Here is a 21,138-nt window from a genome sequence, read left to right as displayed (position 1 = left end):
CCGCGCCGTGAACATATACCGAACGAATGGCGCAGCTCGATACCCGCGAGAAACTGGCGATCCTCGCGGACGCGGCCAAATATGATGCGAGCTGCGCGTCGTCGGGGACGTCAAAGCGCAACAGTGTCGGCGGCAGGGGGATCGGCTCGACCGAGGGGATGGGGATTTGCCATGCCTATGCGCCCGATGGCCGGTGCATATCGCTCCTGAAGATCCTGCTGACCAACAGCTGCATTTTCGACTGCCATTATTGCATCAACCGCAAGAGCTCGAACGTGCGGAGGGCGCGGTTCACGGCGCAGGAAGTCGTCAACCTCACGCTCGCCTTCTACAAGCGCAATTACATCGAGGGGCTGTTTCTCTCCTCGGGAATCATCGCCACCTCGAACTACACGATGGAGCAATTGGTCGAGGTCGCGCGCAGCCTGCGTGAAGACCATGATTTCCGCGGCTACATCCACCTCAAGACCATTCCCGATGCCGATCCGGAGCTGGTGCAGAAAGCCGGGCTGTACGCAGACCGCGTGTCGATCAACGTCGAATTGCCGACCGTCCCCGGCCTGAAGCGGCTCGCCCCCGAAAAGAGCGCGGGCCAGATCGAGGGTGCGATGCTGGGGATGAAGGGCGCGATCGAGGACGGCAAGGACGCCAAGAAGAAGTACAAGTCGGCACCCACCTTTGCGCCGGCCGGTCAGTCGACGCAGATGATCGTCGGCGCCGATGCGGCGACCGATGCGGATATCGTCGGCAAGGCGAGCACGCTGTACGACCGCTTCAGCCTTCGCCGGGTCTATTATTCGGCCTTTTCGCCCATCCCCGACGCCAGCGCGGTGCTGCCGCTCCAGCGCCCGCCGTTGATGCGCGAACACCGGCTTTATCAATCCGACTGGCTGATGCGTTTCTACGGGTTCAAGCCCGAGGAAGTGGTCAGCGCGGCGGACGAGGGCGGGATGCTTCCGCTCGATATCGATCCCAAGCTCGCCTGGGCGCTCAAGTATCGCGATTATTTCCCGGTCGATGTGAACAAGGCGAGCAAGGAGCAGTTGCTGCGCGTGCCGGGGCTCGGGACCAAGGCGGTCGGCCGCATCCTCAGCTCGCGGCGGTTCCGGACCTTCACGCTCGACGATGTGGCGCGGCTGACGGTCAGCGTGGCGAAGATCCGGCCGTTCATCGTCACCAGCGACTGGCGTCCGACCCTGCTCACCGACAAGGCCGACTTGAAGCGCTGGATCAAGCCCGAGAAGCATCAGATGGAGTTGTTCGCGGCTTGAGCGGCCAAGTTCGCGCCCGCGCGTTTTGCTGCCCATGAGTGATGCCAACGGCCGTGCCGGCAACAGCGCCGATCTGTTCGATCCTCGCCTTGGGCTGAGCGGCCGATCGGGCGTGTTGTTGCCCGACGGCCCACAGATCGATCCGCTCAAGATCACGCTCGACCAGCCCGACGATTTCGACGGCTGGCGCGATGCGGCGCGCGAGCTGGTGATGGCGGGCGTGCCGCCGATGAGCGTCGTGTGGCAGGTGCGCGGGGACGATGGCGAATTGTTCGGCAGCGAAGGCGCGGTCCCGCCGCCATCGGGCCAGCCGATGTTCTCGGTGCCCAAGCCGTTTCTCGACGTGGCCAAGGCCGCTATCTGTCACAAGGATCCGCAGCGGTTCGCCTTGCTCTACACGATGCTGTGGAAGCTCAAGGGCAATCGCCGGGCGCTGGAGGACCGGGCCGATCCCCTAGTCGACCGGCTGGAAAAGCTCGCCAAGGAAGTCCGCCGCGACGCGCACAAGATGCATGCCTTCGTCCGCTTTCGTGAAGTCGAGGAAGATGGCGGCACCCGCTTCGTCGCCTTCTTTGAGCCCGACAATCATATCGTCCGGCGGGAAGCAGGGTTCTTCGTGCGGCGCTTCGCGACCATGCGCTGGTCGATCCTTAGCCCGGAGCTGTCGATCCACTGGGATCCGGCGACCGAGACGCTGAGCGAAGGACCGGGTGCGTCGCGCGCCGACGCCCCCGATGGCGATCCGCTCGAGGAGACGTGGCGGACCTATTATTCCAGCATCTTCAACCCCGCGCGCCTCAAGGTGAAGGCGATGCTGAAGGAGATGCCCAAGAAGTACTGGCACAACATGCCGGAAACGTCGCTGGTCGCGCCGCTGATCGCCGGCGCTCGGGCCCGGGAGCTGGAAATGATCGAACGCGCGCGAACCAACCTGCCGCAGGCCGAAGCGCTGGCGCCGGGCGGCAATATCGAGGCGGCGTGGGCCGCGCTGCGCGAGGAGGCGATGTCCTGCACGCGCTGTGATCTGCATCGTTGCGGCACGCAGACCGTATTCGGCGAAGGCCCGCTATATCCGCGCATCTTCTTCGTCGGGGAGCAGCCGGGCGATCAGGAGGATCTGGCCGGACGTCCCTTCGTCGGTCCCGCCGGCCAGCTGTTCGACGCCGCGTTGGAAAAGGCCGGGATCGACCGCTCGACCACTTACGTCACCAATGCGGTCAAGCACTTCAAGTTCGTGCTGCGCGGCAAGAAGCGAATCCATTCCAAGCCCGACACGGCCGAGATCGACTCCTGTCGCTGGTGGCAGGAGCAGGAGCGGGCGATCATCCGGCCGCCGTTGACGGTGGCGCTGGGCGCGACCGCCGCGCGCTCGCTGACCGGCAAGACGCAGACCATCTCCAAGGTTCGCGACGCGCCGCTGACGCTGGCCGACGGCAGCGAATGCTGGGTGACGGTGCACCCGAGCTTCCTCCTCCGCATCCCCGAGGAAGACCGCCGGCGGGAGGAACGGGCGCGCTTCGTCGAGGATCTGGTGCGGATCAGGGAACGCGCCGCCGCGCTCGCCTAGAAGTCGGCCTTGAGGGTTAGGCGGGCGGTGCGCGGGGCGCCCGGCGCGATGTTGTTGTCGTTGTGCGCGGTCGGGAAATAGTCGCGGTTGGTCAGGTTCTCGACGTTCAGCTGCGCTTCGATGCCGGGCATCAGCTTGTAATAGAGTGCGCCGTCGAGCCGGGCATAGCCGGGGAGCACGGTGGCGGTGCTGACCGCCCCGCCACCGCCGAGCGAGGCGTAGCTCTTCGACCGGGCGAGCAGGCCGAGCCCGGCGCCGAACGCGTCGGTCGCCTGATATTTGGTCCACAGCGAGACGCTGTGCCGCGGAACCAGCGGCACGTCGCGCCCGGCCGGCGCCGCGGAAGTGCTGCGGCGGATTTCGCTCTTTTGCAACGCATAGCCGGCCGACACTTGCAGCCGCGCCGCAATGCTCCGCTCAAGCCCCAGTTCGAGCCCGCGCGTGCGGGTGGCGCCGGTCAGCAGCGGCGGGAGGCCGACCACCGGATTGGGCGCCTGCGTATTCCTCCGGTCGAGCTGGTAGACGGCGGCGGTGGCGAGCAGGCCGTCGAGCAGCTCCCACTTGGCGCCCGCCTCGACGTTGTCGAACCGCTCGGGCTTCAGCGCGGCGCTGGTCTGGGTCAGGCTTCCGAACTGGTCGCCCGACTGCGGCAGGTAGGAGCGCGAATAGCTGGTGTAGAGGCTGAGGTTCTTGTTCGGCTTCAGAACCAGGCCGAGCCGCGGGCTGACCAGATTGTCGGTGCGCGCGATGGTAGGGACGCCGGCGCGCTCGTCGTCGACTGACAGGCGGAAGCGATCGACGCGGATGCCGGCGACCAGCTCGATCCAGTCGGTCGGCTTGACCTGGGTCTGCGCGTAGCCCGCAGCGACGGTGGCGCGGGTGCGGTTGTCGGCGTCGCTGGCGCTGCGGAAATATTCGATCCGGCGCGCGGCGGTCGGCTGGTCGAGGGTGACCGAGCCGTTTGCATCGAGGAAGCGAGCGGACAAGCGCTGGTTGCGACTGGTCTGGCGCCCGACTTCGAAGCCCAACAGCCAGGTCTGGTCGATCCCCGCGAGACTGCCGTCCCACACGAGGTCGGTCTGACTGATCAGGTTCCGGCGGTCGTTGCGGCTGTTGTAGGCGCCGATGGTGACGGTACCAGCCGCGCTGACCGCGCTGCTGGGGAAGACGTTAGAATAATATTTGTCATAGTCGGCGAGCTGCGTCCGGTTGCGCAGCAGCAGGTGGTCGCCGAATTTTTGTTCGATGCCGAGGCTGGCGATCTGGACGTCAGCGTCGGCGACGCTGTTGGCGGGATCGCCGAAGAAGGCGCTGTCATAGCCTTCGAGCGGACGCCGCCCGAGCGAGGGGATGCCGCGATCGGTGGTGCGGCGGTCGTGGAAATATTCGTAACTGAGGTCGACGCGGGTGTCCGCGCCCGGCTGCCAGCCGAGGGTCGGATTGATGCCGTAGCGCTTCAGCTTTGTGAAATCGCGGAAGCTGTCGCCATGCTCCCACACGCCGTTCATGCGCAGGCCGAGCGCGCCGGTCAGCCGCATATTGTCATCGGCGGTCAGGCGGGTGCCGCCTTCGCTGTCGTGGCTGAGGATGAACTGGCGGTCGTTCTTGAGGCTCGCGCGCTTGGTCACGCGGTTGATGACCCCGCCGCCGCCCCCGCGCCCGAAGATCATTGCGTTGGGGCCCTTCAACACCTCGACCCGGTCGAGATTGTAAAAGTCACGGAAATATTGCGCGTCGTCGCGCAGGCCGTCGACGAAGAAATCGGCGGTGGTGTTGTTGCCGCGCAGGGTCAGCTGGTCGCGATTCGATTCGCCGGTGCCGGGGGTGGCGCCGGGGACGAACATCAGAAGGTCGGCGACCGAGCGCAGCGACTGGTCCTCGATCTGCGCTTCCGACACGACCGAGATCGCCTGGGGCACGTTGCGCAGCGCGGTCAGGGTCTTGGTGCCGCTGACAATCGTCTTGACCCCATATTCCTCGCGGCTTCCGGTGACGGTGATGACCTGCGCGGCGTCCTGCTCGGCGACGGTGGCGGCTTCGCCATCGACTGCGAAGGCGGGGGTGCCGGGGACGAGAACAAGGGTGGCGCCAGCGAGGGCGCGGTGGAGGCATCGCACGTCGATATTCCTTCGAAAGCAGGATCGTTTCGGTTCGATGCTGCTAAAGCTAATGCGAGTTATTCGCAACAATTCCGCTAGGGCTATCGGGATTGTTCATCGAACACTGCGGTTCAATCGGTCGAAGCGATTATTCGGCCGCGAGCAGCTCCTCGGCGCCGCCCAGATCGACCGAAACGATCCGGCTGACCCCGCGTTCGACCATCGTGACCCCGAACAGGCGGTGCATCCGGCTCATGGTCACCGCATTGTGGGTGACGATGAGGTAGCGGGTGTCGGTCTCCGCCGTCATCCGGACGAGGAGGTCGCAGAAGCGTTCGACGTTTGCGTCGTCGAGCGGCGCGTCGACCTCGTCGAGGACGCAAATCGGCGAGGGGCGGGTCAGGAACAGGGCGAAGATCAGCGCGACGGCGGTCAGCGCCTGTTCGCCGCCCGACAGCAGCGACAGCGAGGACAGCTTTTTGCCGGGCGGCTGGGCCATGATCTCGAGCCCCGCTTCCAGCGGATCGTCGCTGTCGATCAGGGCGAGGTGGGCCTGACCGCCGTTGAAGAGGGTGGTGAACAGGCTGCGGAAGTGACGGTCGACGGCTTCGAAGGCGGCGAGCAGGCGCAGGCGGCCTTCGCGGTTGAGGCTGCCGATCGAGCCGCGCAGGCGGTTGATCGCTTCCTGCAATTCGTCGCGCTCGGCGGCGCCGGTGAGACGGCTTTGTTCGAGTTCGGCCAGTTCCTGCTCGGCGCCGAGGTTGACCGGTCCGATCCGCTCGCGGTCGGCGGTGGCGCGTTCAAGCGCGGCGCTTTCCTCGCTGGCGGGAAGGAGGTCGGCGGGGTCGAAGCCGAGCCGGACCGGGATCAAGGGCGGCGGGCATTCGAATTTTTCGCCCGACACGCGGCCATATTCGATGCGGCGCGCGACCTGCGCTTCGGCGCGGGCGGTGGCGGTGGCGCGGCGCTCGCGGGCGTCTCCCATCGCATCGTTGGCGCGGGCGAGGGCGGCGCCTGCGTCGGACAGCGCCGTCTCAGCCTCGCGCTCGGCATCGAGGGCCGCGCGAAGCAAGGCGCCGGAGCCGGCCACCGCCGCCTCGGTCCGTGCGACTTCGCCGGCGAGGCGTTCGGGTTCATCCCGGAGGCTGAGGCGTTCGGCGGCGATGCGCTCGCCGCGCGTGGTGATGTCGTCGCTGCGGCGGACTGCCGCCGCCGCCCGCTCGCGCCACGCGGCCTGCTCGCCGGTCGCGGCGAGCTGGCGTTCGCGGTCGGCGGTCGCGGCGCGGGCGGCGGTGGCGAGGTCGGCACGGCGTTCGGCGAGGACGCGTCCGCGCTCGGCAGCCTCGGCGCGGGCGGTGGCGACGGCATCGGCGAGGAGATCGTCGGCGGGGAGGCCGGCGAGGGTCGCGTCCGCCTCGCCCACCGCGGACGTGGCGGCGGCGAGCACCGGCGCAAGCTCGTCGGTGCGGGCAGTCAGCGCCTTGCGCTGCTGCGCTTGCCGTTCGAGTGCGGCGGCGGCGGCATCCTCGTCGCGGCGAGCCTGGCGAAGCTGCAGTTCGGCGGCGGACAAGACGGCTCGGGCTGCCTCCACGGCCTTGATTGCGGCGGTGATCCGCGCGGCAGCCTGTTCCTGCGCCGCGCGTGCTCCGTCCAGCGAATCGGCAAGCTGCGGAAGCGCGCCGCGAAGAGCCGCAAGGCGATTGACCCGCTCCAGTCGCTCGGCCGCCGCCGAGCCGCCGCCGCTGGTGACGAAGCCGTCCCAGCGGCGCATTTGCCCCGACCGCGTGACGATCCGCTGGCCGGGGCGAAGCGGCCGGCCGTCATCCTGCTCGACCACGCCGATCTGTGCGAGGCGGCGGGCGAGTTCGGGGGGCGCTTCGACATGGGTGGCAAGCGAAGAAACGCCGTCGGGGAGCGCGGGATCGGACGGATCGGTGGCGGCGCCGGTCCACAGCCGGTCGCCGGTCGTGCCGACCGGGGCGCCGAGGTCGTCCCCGAGCCCGGCGGCCAGCGCCTTTTCGTAACCGGGCGCGACGGCAAGCGCGGCGAGCAGGCCGCGACCGGGCGACGAGGCGAGGGCACGATCCAGCGCGGCTGCTTCGCTGGCGGCGGCGGCATGGGCGGTGCGGGCCTCGGCGAAGGCCAGATCGACCGTTTCGCGCGCGGCGGCGGCGTCGGCTCGCTCCGTCTCGGCAGCGGCAATGGCCTGTTCGGCCGCCCGGCTGGCGGAGGTGGCCGCTTCGACCGCTTCTTGCACGCTCCGAAGCGCCGCCTCCAGCGCCTCGCCCGAGCCGAGCGCGGCGATTGAGCGCTGCAGCCCATCGCGCTCCTGAACGAGGCGCTGGAGGTGACTGCGCGCAGCATTCAAGGCAGCAGTCGCGACCTGCCGCTCGGCCCGGAGCGCTGCTTCGCGGGTGAGGATTTCGGCAAGGGATGTCTCAGCGGTGCGGTTGTCTTCCTCGGCGCGGCCGAGCGCGAGGACCAGCGCGGTCTGGCGCTGTTCGCCGTTGGCAAGCCGCGCGGCGATAGCCTCGATCTCGGCCGCGAGGGTCACGGACGCGGTCTCAGCGTCGGCAGCAAGCGCCGTCTCGCGCCGCCGCTCCTCGCCAAGCTGCGCATCGAGCTTGCCGAGTTCGACCAGCCGGCGCCGCGCGGTATCCAGCGCGGCGCGGCAGGTGGCGAGCTTGTGGGCGAGGTCTTGACCTTCTTCGCGGGCGCGGGAGGCGGCGTGGCGGCGCTCAGCCACCAGCGCGGCGGCGGCGGCTTGCGCGCCCTGCGCCTGTTCGAGCGCGCGGGTCAGCGCGGCGACTTCGGCCATCGCCGCGTCGGCTTCTTTGCCCGCGGCGGTGGCGGCTGCGTCGGCTTCGGCCCAGCGGCTGTACAGCAGGCGGCCTTCGGCAAGGCGGATCCTGTCGGTCAGCGCGCGATAGCGTTCGGCGGCGCGGGCCTGCCGCTTCAGCGCCGCGACGCGCTGCTCCTGGTCGCCGAGCAATTCGTCGAGCCGTTGCAGATTGGCCTCGGTCGCGCGCAGCTTGGTCTCGGCATCCTTGCGGCGGACGTGCAGGCCCGCGATGCCCGCGGCTTCCTCCAGCATCTGCCGCCGCTCGGCCGGCCGCGCGGCAATCATCGCTCCGATCCGCCCCTGGCTGACCAAGGCCGGCGAATGCGCGCCGGTCGCGGCATCGGCGAACAACAGGGCGACGTCCTTTTGCCGGACGTCGCGCCCGTCGATCCGATAGGCGGAGCCGGCGCCGCGCTCGATCCGCCGGGTGACCTCGCTTTCGCCCTCGGGGCCGCGGTCGATCAGCAGCGAGACTTCGGCGAAGTCGCGTGCCGGGCGGCTGGCGGTGCCGGCGAAGATGACGTCTTCCATGCCGCCGCCGCGCAAGGACTTGGGGCTGCCTTCGCCCATCACCCAGCGCAGCGCTTCGAGCAGGTTCGATTTGCCGCAGCCGTTGGGGCCGACGACGCCCGTCAGCCCCGGCTCGATCCGGAGTTCGGCCGGTTCGACGAAGCTTTTGAACCCCGTCAGGACAAGGCGGCGAAAGCGCATGGCGTCAGATCATTCTTCCCCGTGCGCCGACGCGTACCGATCCTCAGCCGAGGATCATTGCGCGGCCTTGATCGCGGCCTCCAGCGCCTGCCAGTTGCTCTGGCCCGGGGTCGGCTTTACTTCCTCGCCGTTGACGAGGAAGGTCGGCGTGCCCGGAATGTCGTAGCTGGACGAGGCGTCGCTGTTCATCTGGACGATCTTGTCGATCTCGGCCTGGTTGGCGAGGCACTGGCCCGTCTTGCCCGACGGCAGGCCGCGCTGCGCCGCCCATTCCTGGACGCCGGCATATTGCGCCATGCGCTGGAATTGCTGGGCCGGCGGCAGGCTTTGCAGCGCCTGGAGCTGATCCTGCGGGGCCGACTGGATCTTGTCGAAGAAGCTCTTCTGCTCGGCATACATGCCGTTGGTGAGAGTGAAGAATTGCGGCGTCGCGCCGGCGCAGCGGGTGATCAGCGCCATCGCGATGTCGAGCGGATCGCGGACGAAATTGCGGAATTCGAAGCTGACGTTGCCGGTCTTGACGTAATTGTCGACCAGCTTGGGCTCATCCTTGGTCGCGAACTCGGCGCAGACGTGGCAGGTCATCGAGCCGAACTCGACCACCTTCACGGCTGCCTGCGGATTGCCCATCAGCATCCCGCCCTCGGTGGTCTGGGAGACGAGCTGGCTCCAGTCGCCGTTGGGTGCCTGGACGGGCGCGGCGGCGGGATTGTTGTTCTGGGCCGTCGGCTCGTTCTTGCAGGCGGTGGTGCCGAGGGCCAGCAGGCTGACGGCCACGGCGAGGCTGAGCTTGTTCATACGTCCTGATCACTCCGAAGGGGGCGTGGTTTGAGGGAAAAGGGAGCGGGCACGATGGCCGGCGGGCCGTCCGCCGCGGCAATCTTGCCGGCAAGGCTTTCGAGCATGGTGCGAAGCTCGGTGTCGGCGATTTCGCGCAGACCCTGGCCGAGCTCGCGCGGGACCGGGGCGGGGGCGGGACGCGACGGCTTGGCGGCGGTTTTGGCGCGGCCGCCCTGGCGAAACACGACCTTCACCACCGCTTCGTAGCCGAAGAACAGGTTGACCCGCTCCATGATCATCGGGGCGAGATGTTGGAGCAGGGGGGCGTGGGCGCCGTCGACCGCGAGGGTCAGCGTGCCGCCGCTCTTCTTGCCGGCGGGAAAGCGGATCGATTCGGGGGTCGAGACCTTGGCGTAGCGTTCGCCGACGATCTCGGTCCAGCGCGAGACGACCGCGCCCTGAACGAAGCCGAACTTCTTGAAGGTTATGCCGCCGATGCCCAGCGCAAGGTCGCCGGCCGCGCGCATGCGGCCGGAGCGGGGCGCTTCTTGCAGATCGGGCTTTTTCTTCGACATTGCAGCGGCTCATGCCATAGGCGGCGGATGGACGCTACCGCGGCGAACCTTCTGCTCGATCATCACCGCGACCATGCCCGCGATCTGCCGTGGCGAATGACCCCGCGCGATCCGTATCGCACCTGGCTCAGCGAAGTGATGCTGCAGCAGACCACGGTGGCGACGGTGACCCCGCGCTTCCTGCGCTTCGTCGAGCGTTGGCCGACCGTGGAAGCGCTCGCTGCCGCGCCGGATGAGGAGGTGCTCGGCGAGTGGGCGGGGCTCGGCTATTATGCTCGCGCCCGCAATCTCATCGCCTGCGCCTGCGCGGTGGCAGCGCGGGGCGGCTTTCCGCGAACCGAAGGGGCGCTGCGCAAGCTGCCGGGGCTTGGCGCTTATACGGCGGCAGCGGTGGCGGCGATTGCGTTCGGGGAGGATGCGGTGGCGATCGACACCAATGTCGAGCGGGTCGCGGCGCGGGTGTTCGGGATTGGGGATCGCAAGGCGGCGGGCGAGGCGGCGCGGGGGTCGTTTCCGGCGGGGCGACATGGCGAGTTCGCCGAAGCTTTGATGGACCTTGGCGCCAGCATCTGCCGGCCCAAGGCGCCCAATTGCCCCGCATGCCCGATTGCGGCGCAGTGCAAGGCGCGGGCGCTCGGGTCGCCGGAGGCGTTTCCGGCGCCCAAGGTTAAGAGGGTGCGGCCGCATCGCTATGGCATCGCTTGGTGGGCACGGCGGGGCGATGAGGTGTGGCTGGTGCGCCGGCCGGGGAGCGGGCTGCTCGGTGGCATGGCGGCGTTGCCGGGGCCGGAGTGGGGCGAGGAGCGACCGGCGGCCAATGCCATCGCCATCCATCGCCACGGCTTTACCCATTTCACGCTCGACCTGATGGTGGTGCCGTGCGCCGAGCCGCCGCCGGGAGAGGGGTGGTGGCAGCCGGTCGGCGAGCTCGCCTCGGCGGGTCTGCCGACTTTGTATCGCCGCGCGGTCGAAGCCGCGCTTGAGGCCGAACGGGAGCCGCGACTTGCCGCCTGACGTGTTCTTTGCCGGGCCGGGCCTCGACCGCGCCGATGCCTTGCGCGGAGAGCCGGCGAAGCTGGAGGCGCTGGCGCGGTCGCCGGAGGCGCGGCAGATGGTGTGGGCCGACGGTCTGCCCGCGCTCGATGCGGAGGGGCATCTGGTGTGGGAAGAGGCCCGCGATCCGGCACTGTTTCTCGGTCTCGACGGCGAACGGCCGTGCTTCTCCCCGATTGGCGCTGGCAGCGGCGATCTTCGCGCGCAGTTCGGGGCGCTCGGCTATCTCTCGGCGGCCGAAGCACCGGTGTTCGCCGCGGCGGTCAGCCTCGCCTCGTGGCACCGCCGCCACGGCTTTTGCGCCAATTGCGGGCAACCGAGCGCGATCGTGCGCGGGGGCTGGTCGCGGCAATGCGGGGCGTGCGGGGCGGAGCATTATCCGCGGGTCGATCCGGTGGTGATCATGCTGGCGCAAAAGGATGATCGCGTGCTGCTCGGCCGCCAGCCGCGCTTTCCGCCGGGGCGCTATTCAGCGCTGGCCGGCTTCGTCGAGGTCGGCGAAAGCCTGGAAGCCGCCGTCGCCCGCGAGTTGTTCGAGGAAGCGGGCGTGCGGGCGAGCGACGTGCGCTATGTCGCCAGCCAGCCGTGGCCCTTCCCCTCCTCGCTGATGATCGCCTGCCTGTCGTCGACCGCGGATGAGGAGATCGTCATCGACACGACCGAGCTGGAGGATGCGCGCTGGTTCAGCCGCGCCGAGGTGGAAGCGGCGCTGGCGGGGGCGCCTAACGCCGCCTTCATCGCCCCGCCGCCCTTTGCGATTGCGCATAGCCTGCTGGTGCACTGGCTGGCCGCTTGAAGAGTTGCCGCCGCGCCCTTAAAGGAACGCCAGATTTCCCTCCGATCGGACTCATAAAGACCTCACATGCAGGACAATAACAACACCATCGCCGGCTGGGTTCTGTTCGCCGGGATCGTCGCGCTTGGCGGCACCCTCGCGTCGGGCATCGTGTTCCACGGCGAGCGGCCGGAGACGATGGGCTATCCGATCGAGGGCGTGGTCGAGGAAGGCGGCGGCGGTGAAGCCGAACAGCCGATCGAATTCTACCTGGCCAGCGCCGACGCCGCCAAGGGCGCCGACGTGTTCAAGAAGTGCCAGGCCTGCCACACGGTCGACAAGGGCGGCGCCAACGGCCTTGGTCCCAACCTCTACGGCGCGCTTGGCAAGGCGCATGGCCACGTCCCGGGCTTTGCCTATTCGGATGCGCTGAAGAGTGTTCCGGGGGTGTGGGACTGGAAGAGCATGAGCGAGTGGCTCGCCAATCCCAAGAAATATGCGCCGGGCACCAAGATGACCTTTGCGGGCCTCAGCAATCCCGAGGACCGGGCCAACGTGATCGCCTTCCTCAACAGCAAGAGCGACGCCCCGCTGCCGCTGCCCGCCGCTCCGGTCGCTTCGACCCCGGGCGCAGCCGGGGACAAGGCGGCCAGCGAAGCCGACGATGCCGGCGCGCAGAAGGCCGAGAACGAGCCGGTGCTGACCGAGCAGGAAGCGCAGAAGGGCGGCATGGCCAACATCCGCGGCGAAGGCGCGCCCAAGGTCAGCGCACCGGGGACCACGGCGAGCCCGGCTCCCAAGCAGTAATCGGTAAGTTCATCGTCGTCCCGGCGAAGGCCGGGACCTCAGGCGAGCCGAGCGCTCCATCTCCTGAGGTCCCGGCCTTCGCCGGGACGACGTATTCGGGCTTATTCCGCCGCGGCCCTGGCTTCCTCGCGGGCGTAATAGTCGCAAACGTGGCCCCAGCCTTCCTCGGCGGTTTCGCACCAGGTGAGGAGATCGAGGTCGCGTTCGGAAATGACGCCTTCCTCGACCAACGCCTCGAAATTCACCACCCGCTCCCAGAACTCGCGTCCGTAAAGGAGGATGGGAAGCGGGCGGACCTTGCCAGTCTGGATCAGGGTCAGCAATTCGAACATTTCGTCGAAGGTGCCGAATCCGCCCGGGAACACCGCCACCGCGCGGGCGCGCAGAAGGAAGTGCATCTTGCGCAGCGCGAAATAGTGGAATTGGAAGCTGAGGCTCGGCGTGACGTACGGGTTGGGCAGCTGCTCGTGCGGAAGCACGATGTTGAGCCCGATGCTTTCCGCGCCGACGTCCTGCGCGCCGCGGTTGGCGGCTTCCATGAACGAGGGGCCGCCGCCCGAGCAGACCACGAAGTGACGCTGGCCGTCCTCGTCGCGGTCGACCTTGCTGGCGAGCCGCGCCAGTTCGCGCGCGACGTCGTAATAATGCGACTTGGCGACCAGCCGCTCGGCGATCAGCTTTTCCTTGTCGGTCTTGGCCTTGGCGAGCAGCGCGCGGGCCTTTTCGGGTTCGGGCACGCGGGCGGAGCCGTAGACGACGAAGGTCGAACCGATCTTCTGTTCGTCGAGAAACAGTTCGGGTTTCAGCAGCTCCAACTGGAAGCGCACCGGGCGCAGGTCCGGACGGAGCAGGAAGTCCTTGTCCTGGAAGGCGAGGTCATAAGCCGCATGTTCGGTCTGCGGGCTGGACGGAATGTGCTTGGCAGCTTCGGCGTCGACCTTGGCGTCGGGAAAGATGCGCTTGGGGGGTACTGGATCAGTCATAAGCGGTCGCGCTTAGCCGAGGTGGCGGCGTTTCCCAAGGGGCCGCGATGGCCTGCCCCTTCGTTTCGCGGACGACTTGCCCTAAATGGCCGCAAACAGAATCACTCGGCCCCGGACGGCCGGGCAGGAGCGCCTTCTTGAACCTTGAGACCAACACCCTCGGCGACGCGGTTCGCGGCGGCGGCGACACGTCCTTCAGCGCGCTGGAGCGGCGGACCTTTGCGATCATCTCGCACCCGGACGCGGGCAAGACCACGCTGACCGAGAGCCTGCTGCATGCCGCCGGCGCGGTGCACGAAGCGGGCGAGGTCAAGGCGCGCGGCGACCGGCGGCGGGCGCGGTCGGACTGGATGAAGATCGAGCAGCAGCGCGGCATCTCGGTCACCAGCTCGGTGATGACGTTTCAGCGCGGCGATATCCTGTTCAACCTGCTCGATACGCCGGGGCACCAGGATTTCAGCGAAGACACCTATCGCACGCTGACCGCGGTGGATTGCGCAATCATGGTGATCGACGCCGCCAAGGGTATCGAGCCGCAGACCCGCAAATTGTTCGAAGTCTGCCGCATCCGGAACGTGCCGATCGTCACCTTCGTCAACAAGGTCGACCGCGAGGGCAAGAGCCCGTTCGAGCTGCTCGACGAGATCGCCGAAGTGCTTCAGCTCGATGTCAGCCCGCAGAATTGGCCGACCGGCATCGGCGGGCTGTTCCACGGCCTGTACGACCTGCGCCGCTCCCAACTGCTGGTGGTCGACCGCAGCGACGGCGTGGCGCCGGGACGCTGGGTCGATGCGGCGGCGGTCGACGATCCGGCGATTGCCGCCGCCATTCCGGCGGACGCCGCGGCCAGCCTCAGCGAGGAAGGCGGGCTCGCGCTCGCTTCCTATCCCGAGTTCGACCTTGCCGCCTTCCGCTCGGGCGACCTGACGCCGGTGGTATTCGGCAGCGCGCTTCGGGGCTTCGGGATCGAGCAGTTGCTCGATATCCTGGCCGACGACGGTCCGCCGCCGCAGCCGCAGCCTGCGCGGCCCGCCCCGATCGATCCGGCCGAACCGCGCCTGACCGGCTTCGTGTTCAAGGTGCAGGCCAACATGGACCCCAATCACCGCGACCGGGTGGCGTTTGTGCGCATCTGCTCGGGCAAGCTGACGCGCGGCATGAAGGTGCTGAACAGTCGCGGCGGCAAGGCGCTGGCGCTGCATAACCCGATCACCTTCTTCGCCCGCGACCGCGAGCTGGCGCATGGCGCAGTGGCCGGCGACATCGTCGGCATCCCGAACCACGGCACGCTGCGCGTCGGCGACACGCTGACTGAGAAGGGCGAGACCGTGTTCACCGGGCTGCCCGACTTTGCGCCCGAAATCCTGCGCCGGGTCCGATTGAGCGATCCGCTCAAGGTCAAGCAGATGCGGCGCGGCCTTGCCGATCTGGCGGAAGAGGGCGTCATCCGCTTGTTCAAGCCGGCGCTCGGGTCGGCCTGGATCGTGGGTGTCATCGGCGAGCTGCAATTGGACGTGCTGCAGACCCGGCTAGAGCAGGAATATGGCGCGAAGCTCGAGTTCGAGCCGTCGCCCTACGAGGTCGCGCGGTGGGTCCGGGCGGACGATCCGGCCGAACTCAAGAAGCTGACCGAAGCGCTGCGCTCGAACATGGCCGAGGACCAGGACGGCGTGCCGGTGCTGCTGATGCGCAATGCGTGGGAGCATGGCCGGTTCGAGCAGGAATGGCCGGCGATCACCTTCAGCGCGGTGCGCGAGCGGAGCTGATCCAAAGGGGGTATCCGGAACCAAAGCCCCACCGCAGCCGCTCCTCCTTCCAAAGGAGAACACTCATGTTGCGACGCCTGCTGATGACCTTTGGTCTGAGCTACCTGATGAAGCGCCTGTCCGGGGGCCGCCGCCCCGGCGTCCGCCGCTACTGAAAGACGATTTCCCTTCCGGCGCAGCCATAGTGCTGCGCCGGAAGTAAACATTAGTCGACGCTGCGGGAGAGCCGGGTGCGGTTCATGGATCTGAGTTCCTGGCACGGCATCCTGCTTTCGATCGGCGGAATTGCGCTGGTAACCCTGATCGGGGTCGGCATTCGCCTGCTGGTGATGATGACCATCCAGCAGCGCCGCGAGCGGATGAATCGGCAGATCAACGAGCGGCTGCGCACGCTGATTGCGGCATATCGGACGCTGGGCGGGTCGTTCACCGGCGACCTTGCGGTGGACCCGTCGCACTTGCGCGATCTTCGGCAAAAGGCCGCTGGCGATGAAGAGCGGGCGGTAGATCTGTCGCCCGAGGCGCTGGGGTCGGACCGCTCGCGTCGGATCCGCGATGCGGTGGAAGCAGCGCTGGCCGATGTGCTGTTGCTCGGCACCGACGAGCATGTGCGGCTGGCCGAGCGCGCGGCGCGCGATCTGGTCGCGGGGCGCAAGGTGCATACGCATGAGCTGGTGGTGTCGCTGCGCGATTATGTCCGTCGTGCCTTGCAGCTCGATCCCATTCCGGACGACTTGGCGGCCACCATTCCTTTTCAGGGTCCAACCCGTCCGGCAAGCTCGGGCGGGGGCAAAGGGCGGGGCGGCGGAGGCGACGGGACTCGTGGCGGCGGCGGAGGCATGGGCATGGGCGGCGGCATGGCCATCGGCGGGATCGGGCTTGGAATAGGAGCCGGTGCCGGCACGAATGAGGCCGAGGCCGGCGACGCGGAACAAGGCGCTCGTCCGAGCTGAGGCCCGGGGCGCGAATGTCGCTGTGGAGGCTGACGTATCCCTTCCGGCCCTACAGCGAACGAGGGCAAGCACCGTAATCGGTGCTGTGGCGGCTTGGACCAGGGGCGGCGTACCGGCTTGCCTGGCGGGCACACGATCATTTGGCGGTAGCCTCAACGAAAAAGGGCGGCGCTTTCGCACCGCCCTCATTCGTCTGAAAAAGCCTTGATCAGGCGAACTGCATCGCCTTGGCCGACGCGCGCCGACGACGACGCATCGAGGCTCCGATGGCGCCAAAGCCGACCAGCATCATCGCCCAGGTTGCCGGTTCCGGCACCGCGGCGATCGGCTGGAAATTCGGGCGCTGCGCGACCGAGCCGTCCTGCGTCGTGAACGTGCCACCAAGGCTGTAGTTGGTCGCATTGGTGCGGAAGATGTAGGTGGCGCTGGTCTGACCCGCGCCTTCCAGGCCGTTGGCACCGAAGTCAGCCCGCACGACCGAACCGCTGCCGTTGCGCGACGCGGTGGTCGTCGAACCCGCAGGGCCCTGCAGGTTCGGGTTGTTGGCGGCGGTGAAGATGCCGGCGCCGTCGAAATCGGTTCCATCGACCAGGGCATCGACTGTGAAGCCCATGAAGTTGGACGCGGTCAGGTTGAAGACCTCGTCACCCGGATTGATGGAGTTGATGGCGACCTGATAATAGAAGTCGAGCGTGCCGAGCGTGTTGAGATAAACCGCGCTGCGCAGGAAACCCGAATAGGTGGTCGCGCCAGTGGTGCCCGTCTCGGTGCTGGCAAGCAGGGTGCCGCGGGTCGCCGCGTCAATCGCCGTGAACTGAACCTGCGAGGCGTCGGGAAGCAGGTTGGCCGCCATGGCCGGACTTGCGACCAGGCTGCTCGCTGCCAATGCAAAGGCCAGAACTGTCTTGTTCATCGGTTTTCTTCCTTGCTTGGCGGGCCTGACTGCATGCTCGCCGGTTCGACTTACCGCTTCCAATTGTCGCGCGATCGTTGAGCAAATGCTGATCGACCGTCTAAGCCCGTTAACGATTCGTTTATCTTTTACGGTTCAACCATGACTAACTCAAGTCGTTCCCAAATTTCGTTAGTGTCAAACTGGCACAGACGAGCTTGAGTAACGTAAGCCCGCAAACCTGAAGCTTGGTGGGATAGGCCTGTCGAATTGCGCTGAATCAACGGCCAGAGCGCGCGCATCATCTTTTTGTTTGTGGGCAGTGCGCGCATCGACGCAGCGCCCGCTTTCCCTTTAAGCGACGCGCATGGTCGCGCGCTTCGTTAACGATAGAAAGGCTGCCTCCGATGAGAGGAGGTGGAGCTAAACCCGCTCCGATTAGGCAAATGGACCTGAACGGATCAGGGGCCCTGCGTATCAGTCCGCCGCCGCCCAATTTTCCATCATCTCGGCGAGGCTTTGAAAGGCGATGTCGTAGATGTCTTCGGCATCGAGCCCGTCATTGTCCCAGTTCTGATTACTTGAAATGATCCGGCCGGTGTCGAGGTCGAGGTGATAGTCGAGCACCTCCGTCGCCAGCGGGACGAAGCTGGCGGGGTAGGTGATGGTGCCGCAATAATCGGGGCCTCGGCGGCGAAAATCTTCGCAATAGCTGCCGATTTTCTGGACCGGATGAAGCCCGGAAAAGCCTGGTCCGAAGCCGCCGTCCGAGATCGTGTACAGCGTCTTGAGGTCTTCGGGCATCGCTCGCCCGACGATCTGTTCCAGTTCCTTCCAGTCGCTCTCGGTGGGAGGCGGCTGCAACGGCTTGGCGCCGGGCGGGTCGGACGAGACGCCGATATGGGTGTCCGTTTCGATGAAGCTCCTGGTCGCGGGCGGAGTCTGACCCCAGGCACGCATTTGCGCCTCCATCGCCAATCGGGCGGCTTCGCGGCTGGCACGCCATTCGGCGAGATAGCCCTCCACTTCCTCGGCGGACATCTCCTGTCCGCGGGCCGCCGCGGACTTGATGAGATTTCGCCGGGTCCAGGCTTCTTCGCGCCGTTCGATTTCCTCGACCGGCAATATGATGCGCGCCTCGTCCTCGGCCGCCTTCATGTAGCGGCGCTTGGGATCGGCGGCTTTGGCCGCAATCCTTGCCAGCAGCTCGTCCGTCATCTCTCGCATCGCGAAAGCATAGGTGCCTCCGGGTTAAGACACCGTCAAATGCGAGCGTTTGCCCGGTGGCCTTAGTACACCCGCGCCTTTGGCTTGATGTAGCCGATCTCGTCGGTGAGCGTGTAGTCGTGGACCGGGCGGTAGTCGATCTTGACGCCGCCGCCGGTGCCGCCCCAACCGTCGAACCAGGCGGCGGTGTGCTTCATCCAGTTCGCGTCGTCGCGATCGGGGAAGTCCTCGTGCATGTGCGCGCCGCGGCTTTCCTTGCGGTTGCTGGCGCTGTGCATGGTGACGACCGCCTGGCCGAGCATATTGTCGAGCTCCATGGTCTCGACCAGATCGGTGTTCCAGATCAGGCTGCGGTCGGTGACCTTGACGTCGCCCAGACCGCGATAGATGCGGTCGATCTTGTCGACGCCTTCGGCGAGCGTGCGTTCGGTCCGGAAGACGGCGCAATCGGCCTGCATGGTGCGCTGCATCTCGTTGCGGAGCTGGGCGGTAGTGGTGCCGCCGTCGGCATGGCGGAACTTGTCGAGACGGGTCAGCGACAGGTCGGCGCTGTCGCCCGGCAGCATGTTCTGCGCGGCGCTTGGCTTGAGGATCTCACCGAGGCGCAGGCCCGCGGCGCGGCCGAAGACGACGAGGTCGATCAGGCTGTTCGAGCCCAAGCGGTTGGCGCCGTGGACGCTGACGCAGGCCGCTTCACCGACCGCGAAAAGGCCGGGGACGACGGCGTCGGGATTGCCGTCCTTCAGCGTCACGACTTCGCCGTGATAGTTCGTGGGAATACCGCCCATGTTGTAGTGGACGGTCGGCGTGACCGGGATCGGTTCGCGGGTCATGTCGACGCCGGCGAAGATCTTGGCGGTCTCGGTGATGCCGGGCAGGCGCTCGGCCAAGATCTTGGGATCGATATGGTCGAGGTGAAGGAAGATGTGGTCCTTCTCCTTGCCGACGCCGCGGCCTTCGCGAATTTCCATCGCCATCGAGCGTGACACGACGTCGCGGCTGGCGAGGTCCTTGGCCGACGGGGCGTAGCGTTCCATGAACCGCTCACCGGCGGAATTGGTGAGATAGCCGCCTTCGCCGCGCGCGCCTTCGGTGATGAGGACGCCGGCGCCGTAGATGCCGGTCGGGTGGAACTGGACGAATTCCATGTCCTGCAGCGGCAGGCCGGCGCGGAGCACCATGGCATTGCCGTCGCCGGTGCAGGTGTGCGCCGAAGTGGCCGAGAAATAGCAGCGGCCATAGCCGCCGGTCGCCAGCACCACCGCCTGCGCGCGGAAGCGATGGATCGAGCCGTCTTCCATGCACAGCGCCATCAGGCCGCGGCATTCGCCGTCGACCATGATCAGGTCGAGCGCGAAATATTCGACGAAGAAGTCAGCGTCATAGCGCAGGCTCTGCTGGTACAGCGTGTGCAGCATCGCATGACCGGTGCGGTCGGCGGCGGCGCAGGTGCGCTGCGCGGCGGGGCCTTCGCCCATGTTCTGGGTCATGCCGCCGAACGCGCGCTGGTAGATCTTGCCTTCGTCGGTGCGGCTGAACGGCAGGCCGGCATGCTCGAGCTCGTAGACCGCCGCGGGTGCTTCACGGCAAAGATATTCGATCGCGTCCTGGTCGCCGAGCCAGTCGGAGCCCTTGACGGTGTCGTACATGTGCCAGGTCCAGTGGTCCGGACCCATGTTGCCGAGTGAGGCGGCGATGCCGCCCTGCGCCGCGACCGTATGGCTGCGGGTCGGAAACACCTTGGTGACGCAGGCGGTCTTCAACCCTTTTTCGGCCGCGCCCATGGTAGCGCGCAGGCCCGCGCCGCCCGCGCCGACGACAACGACGTCATAGACATGATCGATGATCTGGTAGGCGGCACTCATGGGGGATCAGGCTCCGAACGCGATGCGGGCGAGGGCGAACAGGGCGAGCGCCCCGGCCCCTACATGTAGGAAGAGGCTGACGAGATGCCACGTCATGCGGCCGCCTTCGTCACCCTGGTAATCGTCGATGACCACCTTCACACCTTCGAGGCTGTGCTCGAAGCAAAGGTAGACGAACAGCGCCATCGGCACGAAGCCGAACGGGCCGCTCAGCCAGCCGACGAGGGTCGAGGGCTGAAGGTCGGGAAGCAGCAGCAGCGAGACCAGGAACCAGGTGCCGAGCAGCAGCAGTGCGGCCGAGGAGACGCGCTCCTTGATCCAATGTTCGCCGCCGTGACCGGCCGAGCCCAATCCGCGCACGCGGCCGAGGGGGGTCTTGCCGTCGGCGATCGCATTGCGGTCCTGGCCGCCGAGGTTCTTCGGGCCGGTCATGCGCCTTTCCCCAGCAGCACGGCCCAGAAGACCGCGGTCAGCAGCACCGAGCCGATCATGGTCATGTAGGCCATCGTCTTGTTGGTCCGCAGTTCAAAGCCGGCGCCGATGTCCATGATGAGGTGGCGGATGCCGGACAGCGTGTGCTGGAAGAATGCCCAGGTCAGCGCGACCAGTCCGAGCAGGATCAGCGGCACCGGGCCGAGTTTCCAGTTGAGGAAGCCGGTAAATGTCTCCCACCCTTGCGCACCGCCCGCCAGCGCCAGCATGAACCAGGTCAGCAGCAGCAGGCCGCCGACGGTCAGGCCGATGCCGGTCGCGCGGTGAAGGATGGAAACCAGCATGTGCGGGCCCCAGCGCCAGATGGTGAGGTGAGGCGACAGCGGCCTTGCAGTGTTACGCGCCATAAGACGGTCCGATTGGCTCCACGCGAAAAGGGCTTGGATGAATGCGCTTCGCACTAGGCGGCACGGGGCCGAGAGGCAAGGCAGTCCAAAGGCCGCAGGGGCCGCGCGGCCTAACCGCCTCTTAACCAATCGC

17 protein-coding genes are annotated in these 21,138 nt (G+C 67.3%); 7 read left to right on the top strand and 10 right to left on the bottom strand.

The annotated features are described in order from the left end of the window. The first annotated feature begins 26 nt into the window (after positions 1–26). Positions 27–1,271 (top strand): putative DNA modification/repair radical SAM protein, encoded by a 1,245-nt coding sequence (locus V6R86_RS01200; RefSeq protein ID WP_338501320.1) that lies wholly within the window; start codon positions 27–29, stop codon positions 1,269–1,271. 34 nt (positions 1,272–1,305) lie between these two features. After that, complete coding sequence (locus tag V6R86_RS01195) at positions 1,306–2,838, top strand: UdgX family uracil-DNA binding protein (RefSeq protein WP_338501318.1); 1,533 nt, start codon at positions 1,306–1,308, stop codon at positions 2,836–2,838. On the opposite strand, the gene V6R86_RS01190 is transcribed toward V6R86_RS01195, so the two are convergent. The 4 genes from V6R86_RS01190 to V6R86_RS01175 all read right to left on the bottom strand — a co-directional run bounded on the left by V6R86_RS01190 (position 2,835) and on the right by V6R86_RS01175 (position 9,845). Beyond that, positions 2,835–4,955 carry a TonB-dependent siderophore receptor gene (locus tag V6R86_RS01190; protein ID WP_338501317.1) on the bottom strand — a complete coding sequence of 707 codons (2,121 nt, stop codon included), beginning with the start codon at positions 4,953–4,955 and terminating at the stop codon, positions 2,835–2,837. The two genes, V6R86_RS01195 and V6R86_RS01190, sit on opposite strands and share 4 nt — an antisense overlap. Positions 4,956–5,085: 130 nt before the next feature. Further along, positions 5,086–8,490 (bottom strand): chromosome segregation protein SMC, encoded by a 3,405-nt coding sequence (smc, locus tag V6R86_RS01185; RefSeq protein ID WP_338501315.1) that lies wholly within the window; start codon positions 8,488–8,490, stop codon positions 5,086–5,088. 54 nt (positions 8,491–8,544) lie between these two features. After that, on the bottom strand, positions 8,545–9,288 hold the full coding sequence (locus V6R86_RS01180) for a DsbA family protein (RefSeq protein WP_338501313.1): 744 nt from the start codon (positions 9,286–9,288) through the stop codon (positions 8,545–8,547). Next, entirely contained in the window at positions 9,285–9,845 is a 561-nt protein-coding gene (locus tag V6R86_RS01175) for a DUF721 domain-containing protein (RefSeq protein ID WP_338501311.1), read from the bottom strand. The genes V6R86_RS01180 and V6R86_RS01175 overlap by 4 nt, the downstream gene beginning before the upstream one ends. A 27-nt stretch (positions 9,846–9,872) precedes the next feature. Here V6R86_RS01175 and V6R86_RS01170 point away from each other — a divergent pair, with 27 nt between their 5' ends. From V6R86_RS01170 to V6R86_RS01160, 3 genes are all read left to right on the top strand, one after another. Then, positions 9,873–10,859: an A/G-specific adenine glycosylase gene (locus V6R86_RS01170; RefSeq protein WP_338501309.1), complete on the top strand. Its 987-nt coding sequence runs from the start codon at positions 9,873–9,875 to the stop codon at positions 10,857–10,859. After that, a complete protein-coding gene (gene nudC, locus V6R86_RS01165; protein ID WP_338501307.1) occupies positions 10,849–11,694 on the top strand; it encodes an NAD(+) diphosphatase in 846 nt (281 codons plus the stop codon). Before V6R86_RS01170 ends, nudC begins: the two co-directional genes overlap by 11 nt. Before the next feature lie 66 nt (positions 11,695–11,760). Then, complete coding sequence (locus tag V6R86_RS01160; protein WP_338501306.1) at positions 11,761–12,480, top strand: cytochrome c family protein; 720 nt, start codon at positions 11,761–11,763, stop codon at positions 12,478–12,480. A gap of 101 nt (positions 12,481–12,581) precedes the next feature. On the opposite strand, the gene V6R86_RS01155 is transcribed toward V6R86_RS01160, so the two are convergent. Further along, the gene (locus tag V6R86_RS01155) at positions 12,582–13,463 is read right to left on the bottom strand and encodes an LOG family protein (RefSeq protein ID WP_338501303.1); all 882 of its coding nucleotides are present in this window, start codon (positions 13,461–13,463) and stop codon (positions 12,582–12,584) included. Between the two features lie 203 nt (positions 13,464–13,666). Between V6R86_RS01155 and V6R86_RS01150 the strand changes: the two genes are divergently transcribed. Both V6R86_RS01150 and V6R86_RS01145 read left to right on the top strand, forming a co-directional pair. Next, on the top strand, positions 13,667–15,229 hold the full coding sequence (locus V6R86_RS01150; protein ID WP_338505356.1) for a peptide chain release factor 3: 1,563 nt from the start codon (positions 13,667–13,669) through the stop codon (positions 15,227–15,229). 239 nt (positions 15,230–15,468) lie between these two features. Then, positions 15,469–16,182: a hypothetical protein gene (locus V6R86_RS01145; RefSeq protein ID WP_338501301.1), complete on the top strand. Its 714-nt coding sequence runs from the start codon at positions 15,469–15,471 to the stop codon at positions 16,180–16,182. A 208-nt stretch (positions 16,183–16,390) separates the two neighbouring features. Here the strand turns inward: V6R86_RS01145 and V6R86_RS01140 are convergent, their stop codons facing one another. From V6R86_RS01140 to sdhC, 5 genes are all read right to left on the bottom strand, one after another. After that, positions 16,391–17,095 (bottom strand): PEPxxWA-CTERM sorting domain-containing protein, encoded by a 705-nt coding sequence (locus V6R86_RS01140; RefSeq protein WP_338501299.1) that lies wholly within the window; start codon positions 17,093–17,095, stop codon positions 16,391–16,393. 456 nt (positions 17,096–17,551) lie between these two features. Continuing rightward, the gene (locus V6R86_RS01135) at positions 17,552–18,301 is read right to left on the bottom strand and encodes an SMI1/KNR4 family protein (protein ID WP_338501298.1); all 750 of its coding nucleotides are present in this window, start codon (positions 18,299–18,301) and stop codon (positions 17,552–17,554) included. 62 nt (positions 18,302–18,363) lie between these two features. Continuing rightward, a complete protein-coding gene (gene sdhA / locus V6R86_RS01130; RefSeq protein ID WP_338501296.1) occupies positions 18,364–20,166 on the bottom strand; it encodes a succinate dehydrogenase flavoprotein subunit in 1,803 nt (600 codons plus the stop codon). A 6-nt stretch (positions 20,167–20,172) separates the two neighbouring features. Then, positions 20,173–20,598, bottom strand: coding sequence for a succinate dehydrogenase, hydrophobic membrane anchor protein (sdhD, locus tag V6R86_RS01125; RefSeq protein ID WP_338501295.1), 426 nt, complete (start codon positions 20,596–20,598; stop codon positions 20,173–20,175). Continuing rightward, positions 20,595–21,005, bottom strand: a complete 411-nt coding sequence (gene sdhC, locus V6R86_RS01120) for a succinate dehydrogenase, cytochrome b556 subunit (protein ID WP_338501293.1) — start codon at positions 21,003–21,005, stop codon at positions 20,595–20,597. Before sdhC ends, sdhD begins: the two co-directional genes overlap by 4 nt. Between the last annotated feature and the right edge of the window lie 133 nt (positions 21,006–21,138).

The sequence above is a fragment of the Sphingomonas kaistensis genome, from assembly GCF_036884275.1.
GTDB classification, from domain to species: Bacteria; Pseudomonadota; Alphaproteobacteria; order Sphingomonadales; family Sphingomonadaceae; genus Sphingomicrobium; species Sphingomicrobium kaistense_A.
The sequence above is the reverse complement of the archived record's forward strand: the minus strand, read 5'-3'. Positions and strand labels throughout refer to the sequence as shown.

Excerpts from the sequence above, each read along its gene's own strand:
- V6R86_RS01200 (WP_338501320.1), top strand. The coding sequence starts at position 27 with ATGGCGCAGCTCGATACCCGCGAGAAACTGGCGATCCTCGCGGACGCG.
- V6R86_RS01195 (WP_338501318.1), top strand. The coding sequence starts at position 1,306 with ATGAGTGATGCCAACGGCCGTGCCGGCAACAGCGCCGATCTGTTCGAT.
- smc (WP_338501315.1), bottom strand. The coding sequence starts at position 8,490 with ATGCGCTTTCGCCGCCTTGTCCTGACGGGGTTCAAAAGCTTCGTCGAA.
- V6R86_RS01180 (WP_338501313.1), bottom strand. The coding sequence starts at position 9,288 with ATGAACAAGCTCAGCCTCGCCGTGGCCGTCAGCCTGCTGGCCCTCGGC.
- V6R86_RS01175 (WP_338501311.1), bottom strand. The coding sequence starts at position 9,845 with ATGTCGAAGAAAAAGCCCGATCTGCAAGAAGCGCCCCGCTCCGGCCGC.
- V6R86_RS01170 (WP_338501309.1), top strand. The coding sequence starts at position 9,873 with ATGGACGCTACCGCGGCGAACCTTCTGCTCGATCATCACCGCGACCAT.
- V6R86_RS01160 (WP_338501306.1), top strand. The coding sequence starts at position 11,761 with ATGCAGGACAATAACAACACCATCGCCGGCTGGGTTCTGTTCGCCGGG.
- V6R86_RS01155 (WP_338501303.1), bottom strand. The coding sequence starts at position 13,463 with ATGACTGATCCAGTACCCCCCAAGCGCATCTTTCCCGACGCCAAGGTC.
- V6R86_RS01145 (WP_338501301.1), top strand. The coding sequence starts at position 15,469 with ATGGATCTGAGTTCCTGGCACGGCATCCTGCTTTCGATCGGCGGAATT.
- V6R86_RS01140 (WP_338501299.1), bottom strand. The coding sequence starts at position 17,095 with ATGAACAAGACAGTTCTGGCCTTTGCATTGGCAGCGAGCAGCCTGGTC.
- V6R86_RS01135 (WP_338501298.1), bottom strand. The coding sequence starts at position 18,301 with ATGCGAGAGATGACGGACGAGCTGCTGGCAAGGATTGCGGCCAAAGCC.
- sdhA (WP_338501296.1), bottom strand. The coding sequence starts at position 20,166 with ATGAGTGCCGCCTACCAGATCATCGATCATGTCTATGACGTCGTTGTC.
- sdhD (WP_338501295.1), bottom strand. The coding sequence starts at position 20,598 with ATGACCGGCCCGAAGAACCTCGGCGGCCAGGACCGCAATGCGATCGCC.
- sdhC (WP_338501293.1), bottom strand. The coding sequence starts at position 21,005 with ATGGCGCGTAACACTGCAAGGCCGCTGTCGCCTCACCTCACCATCTGG.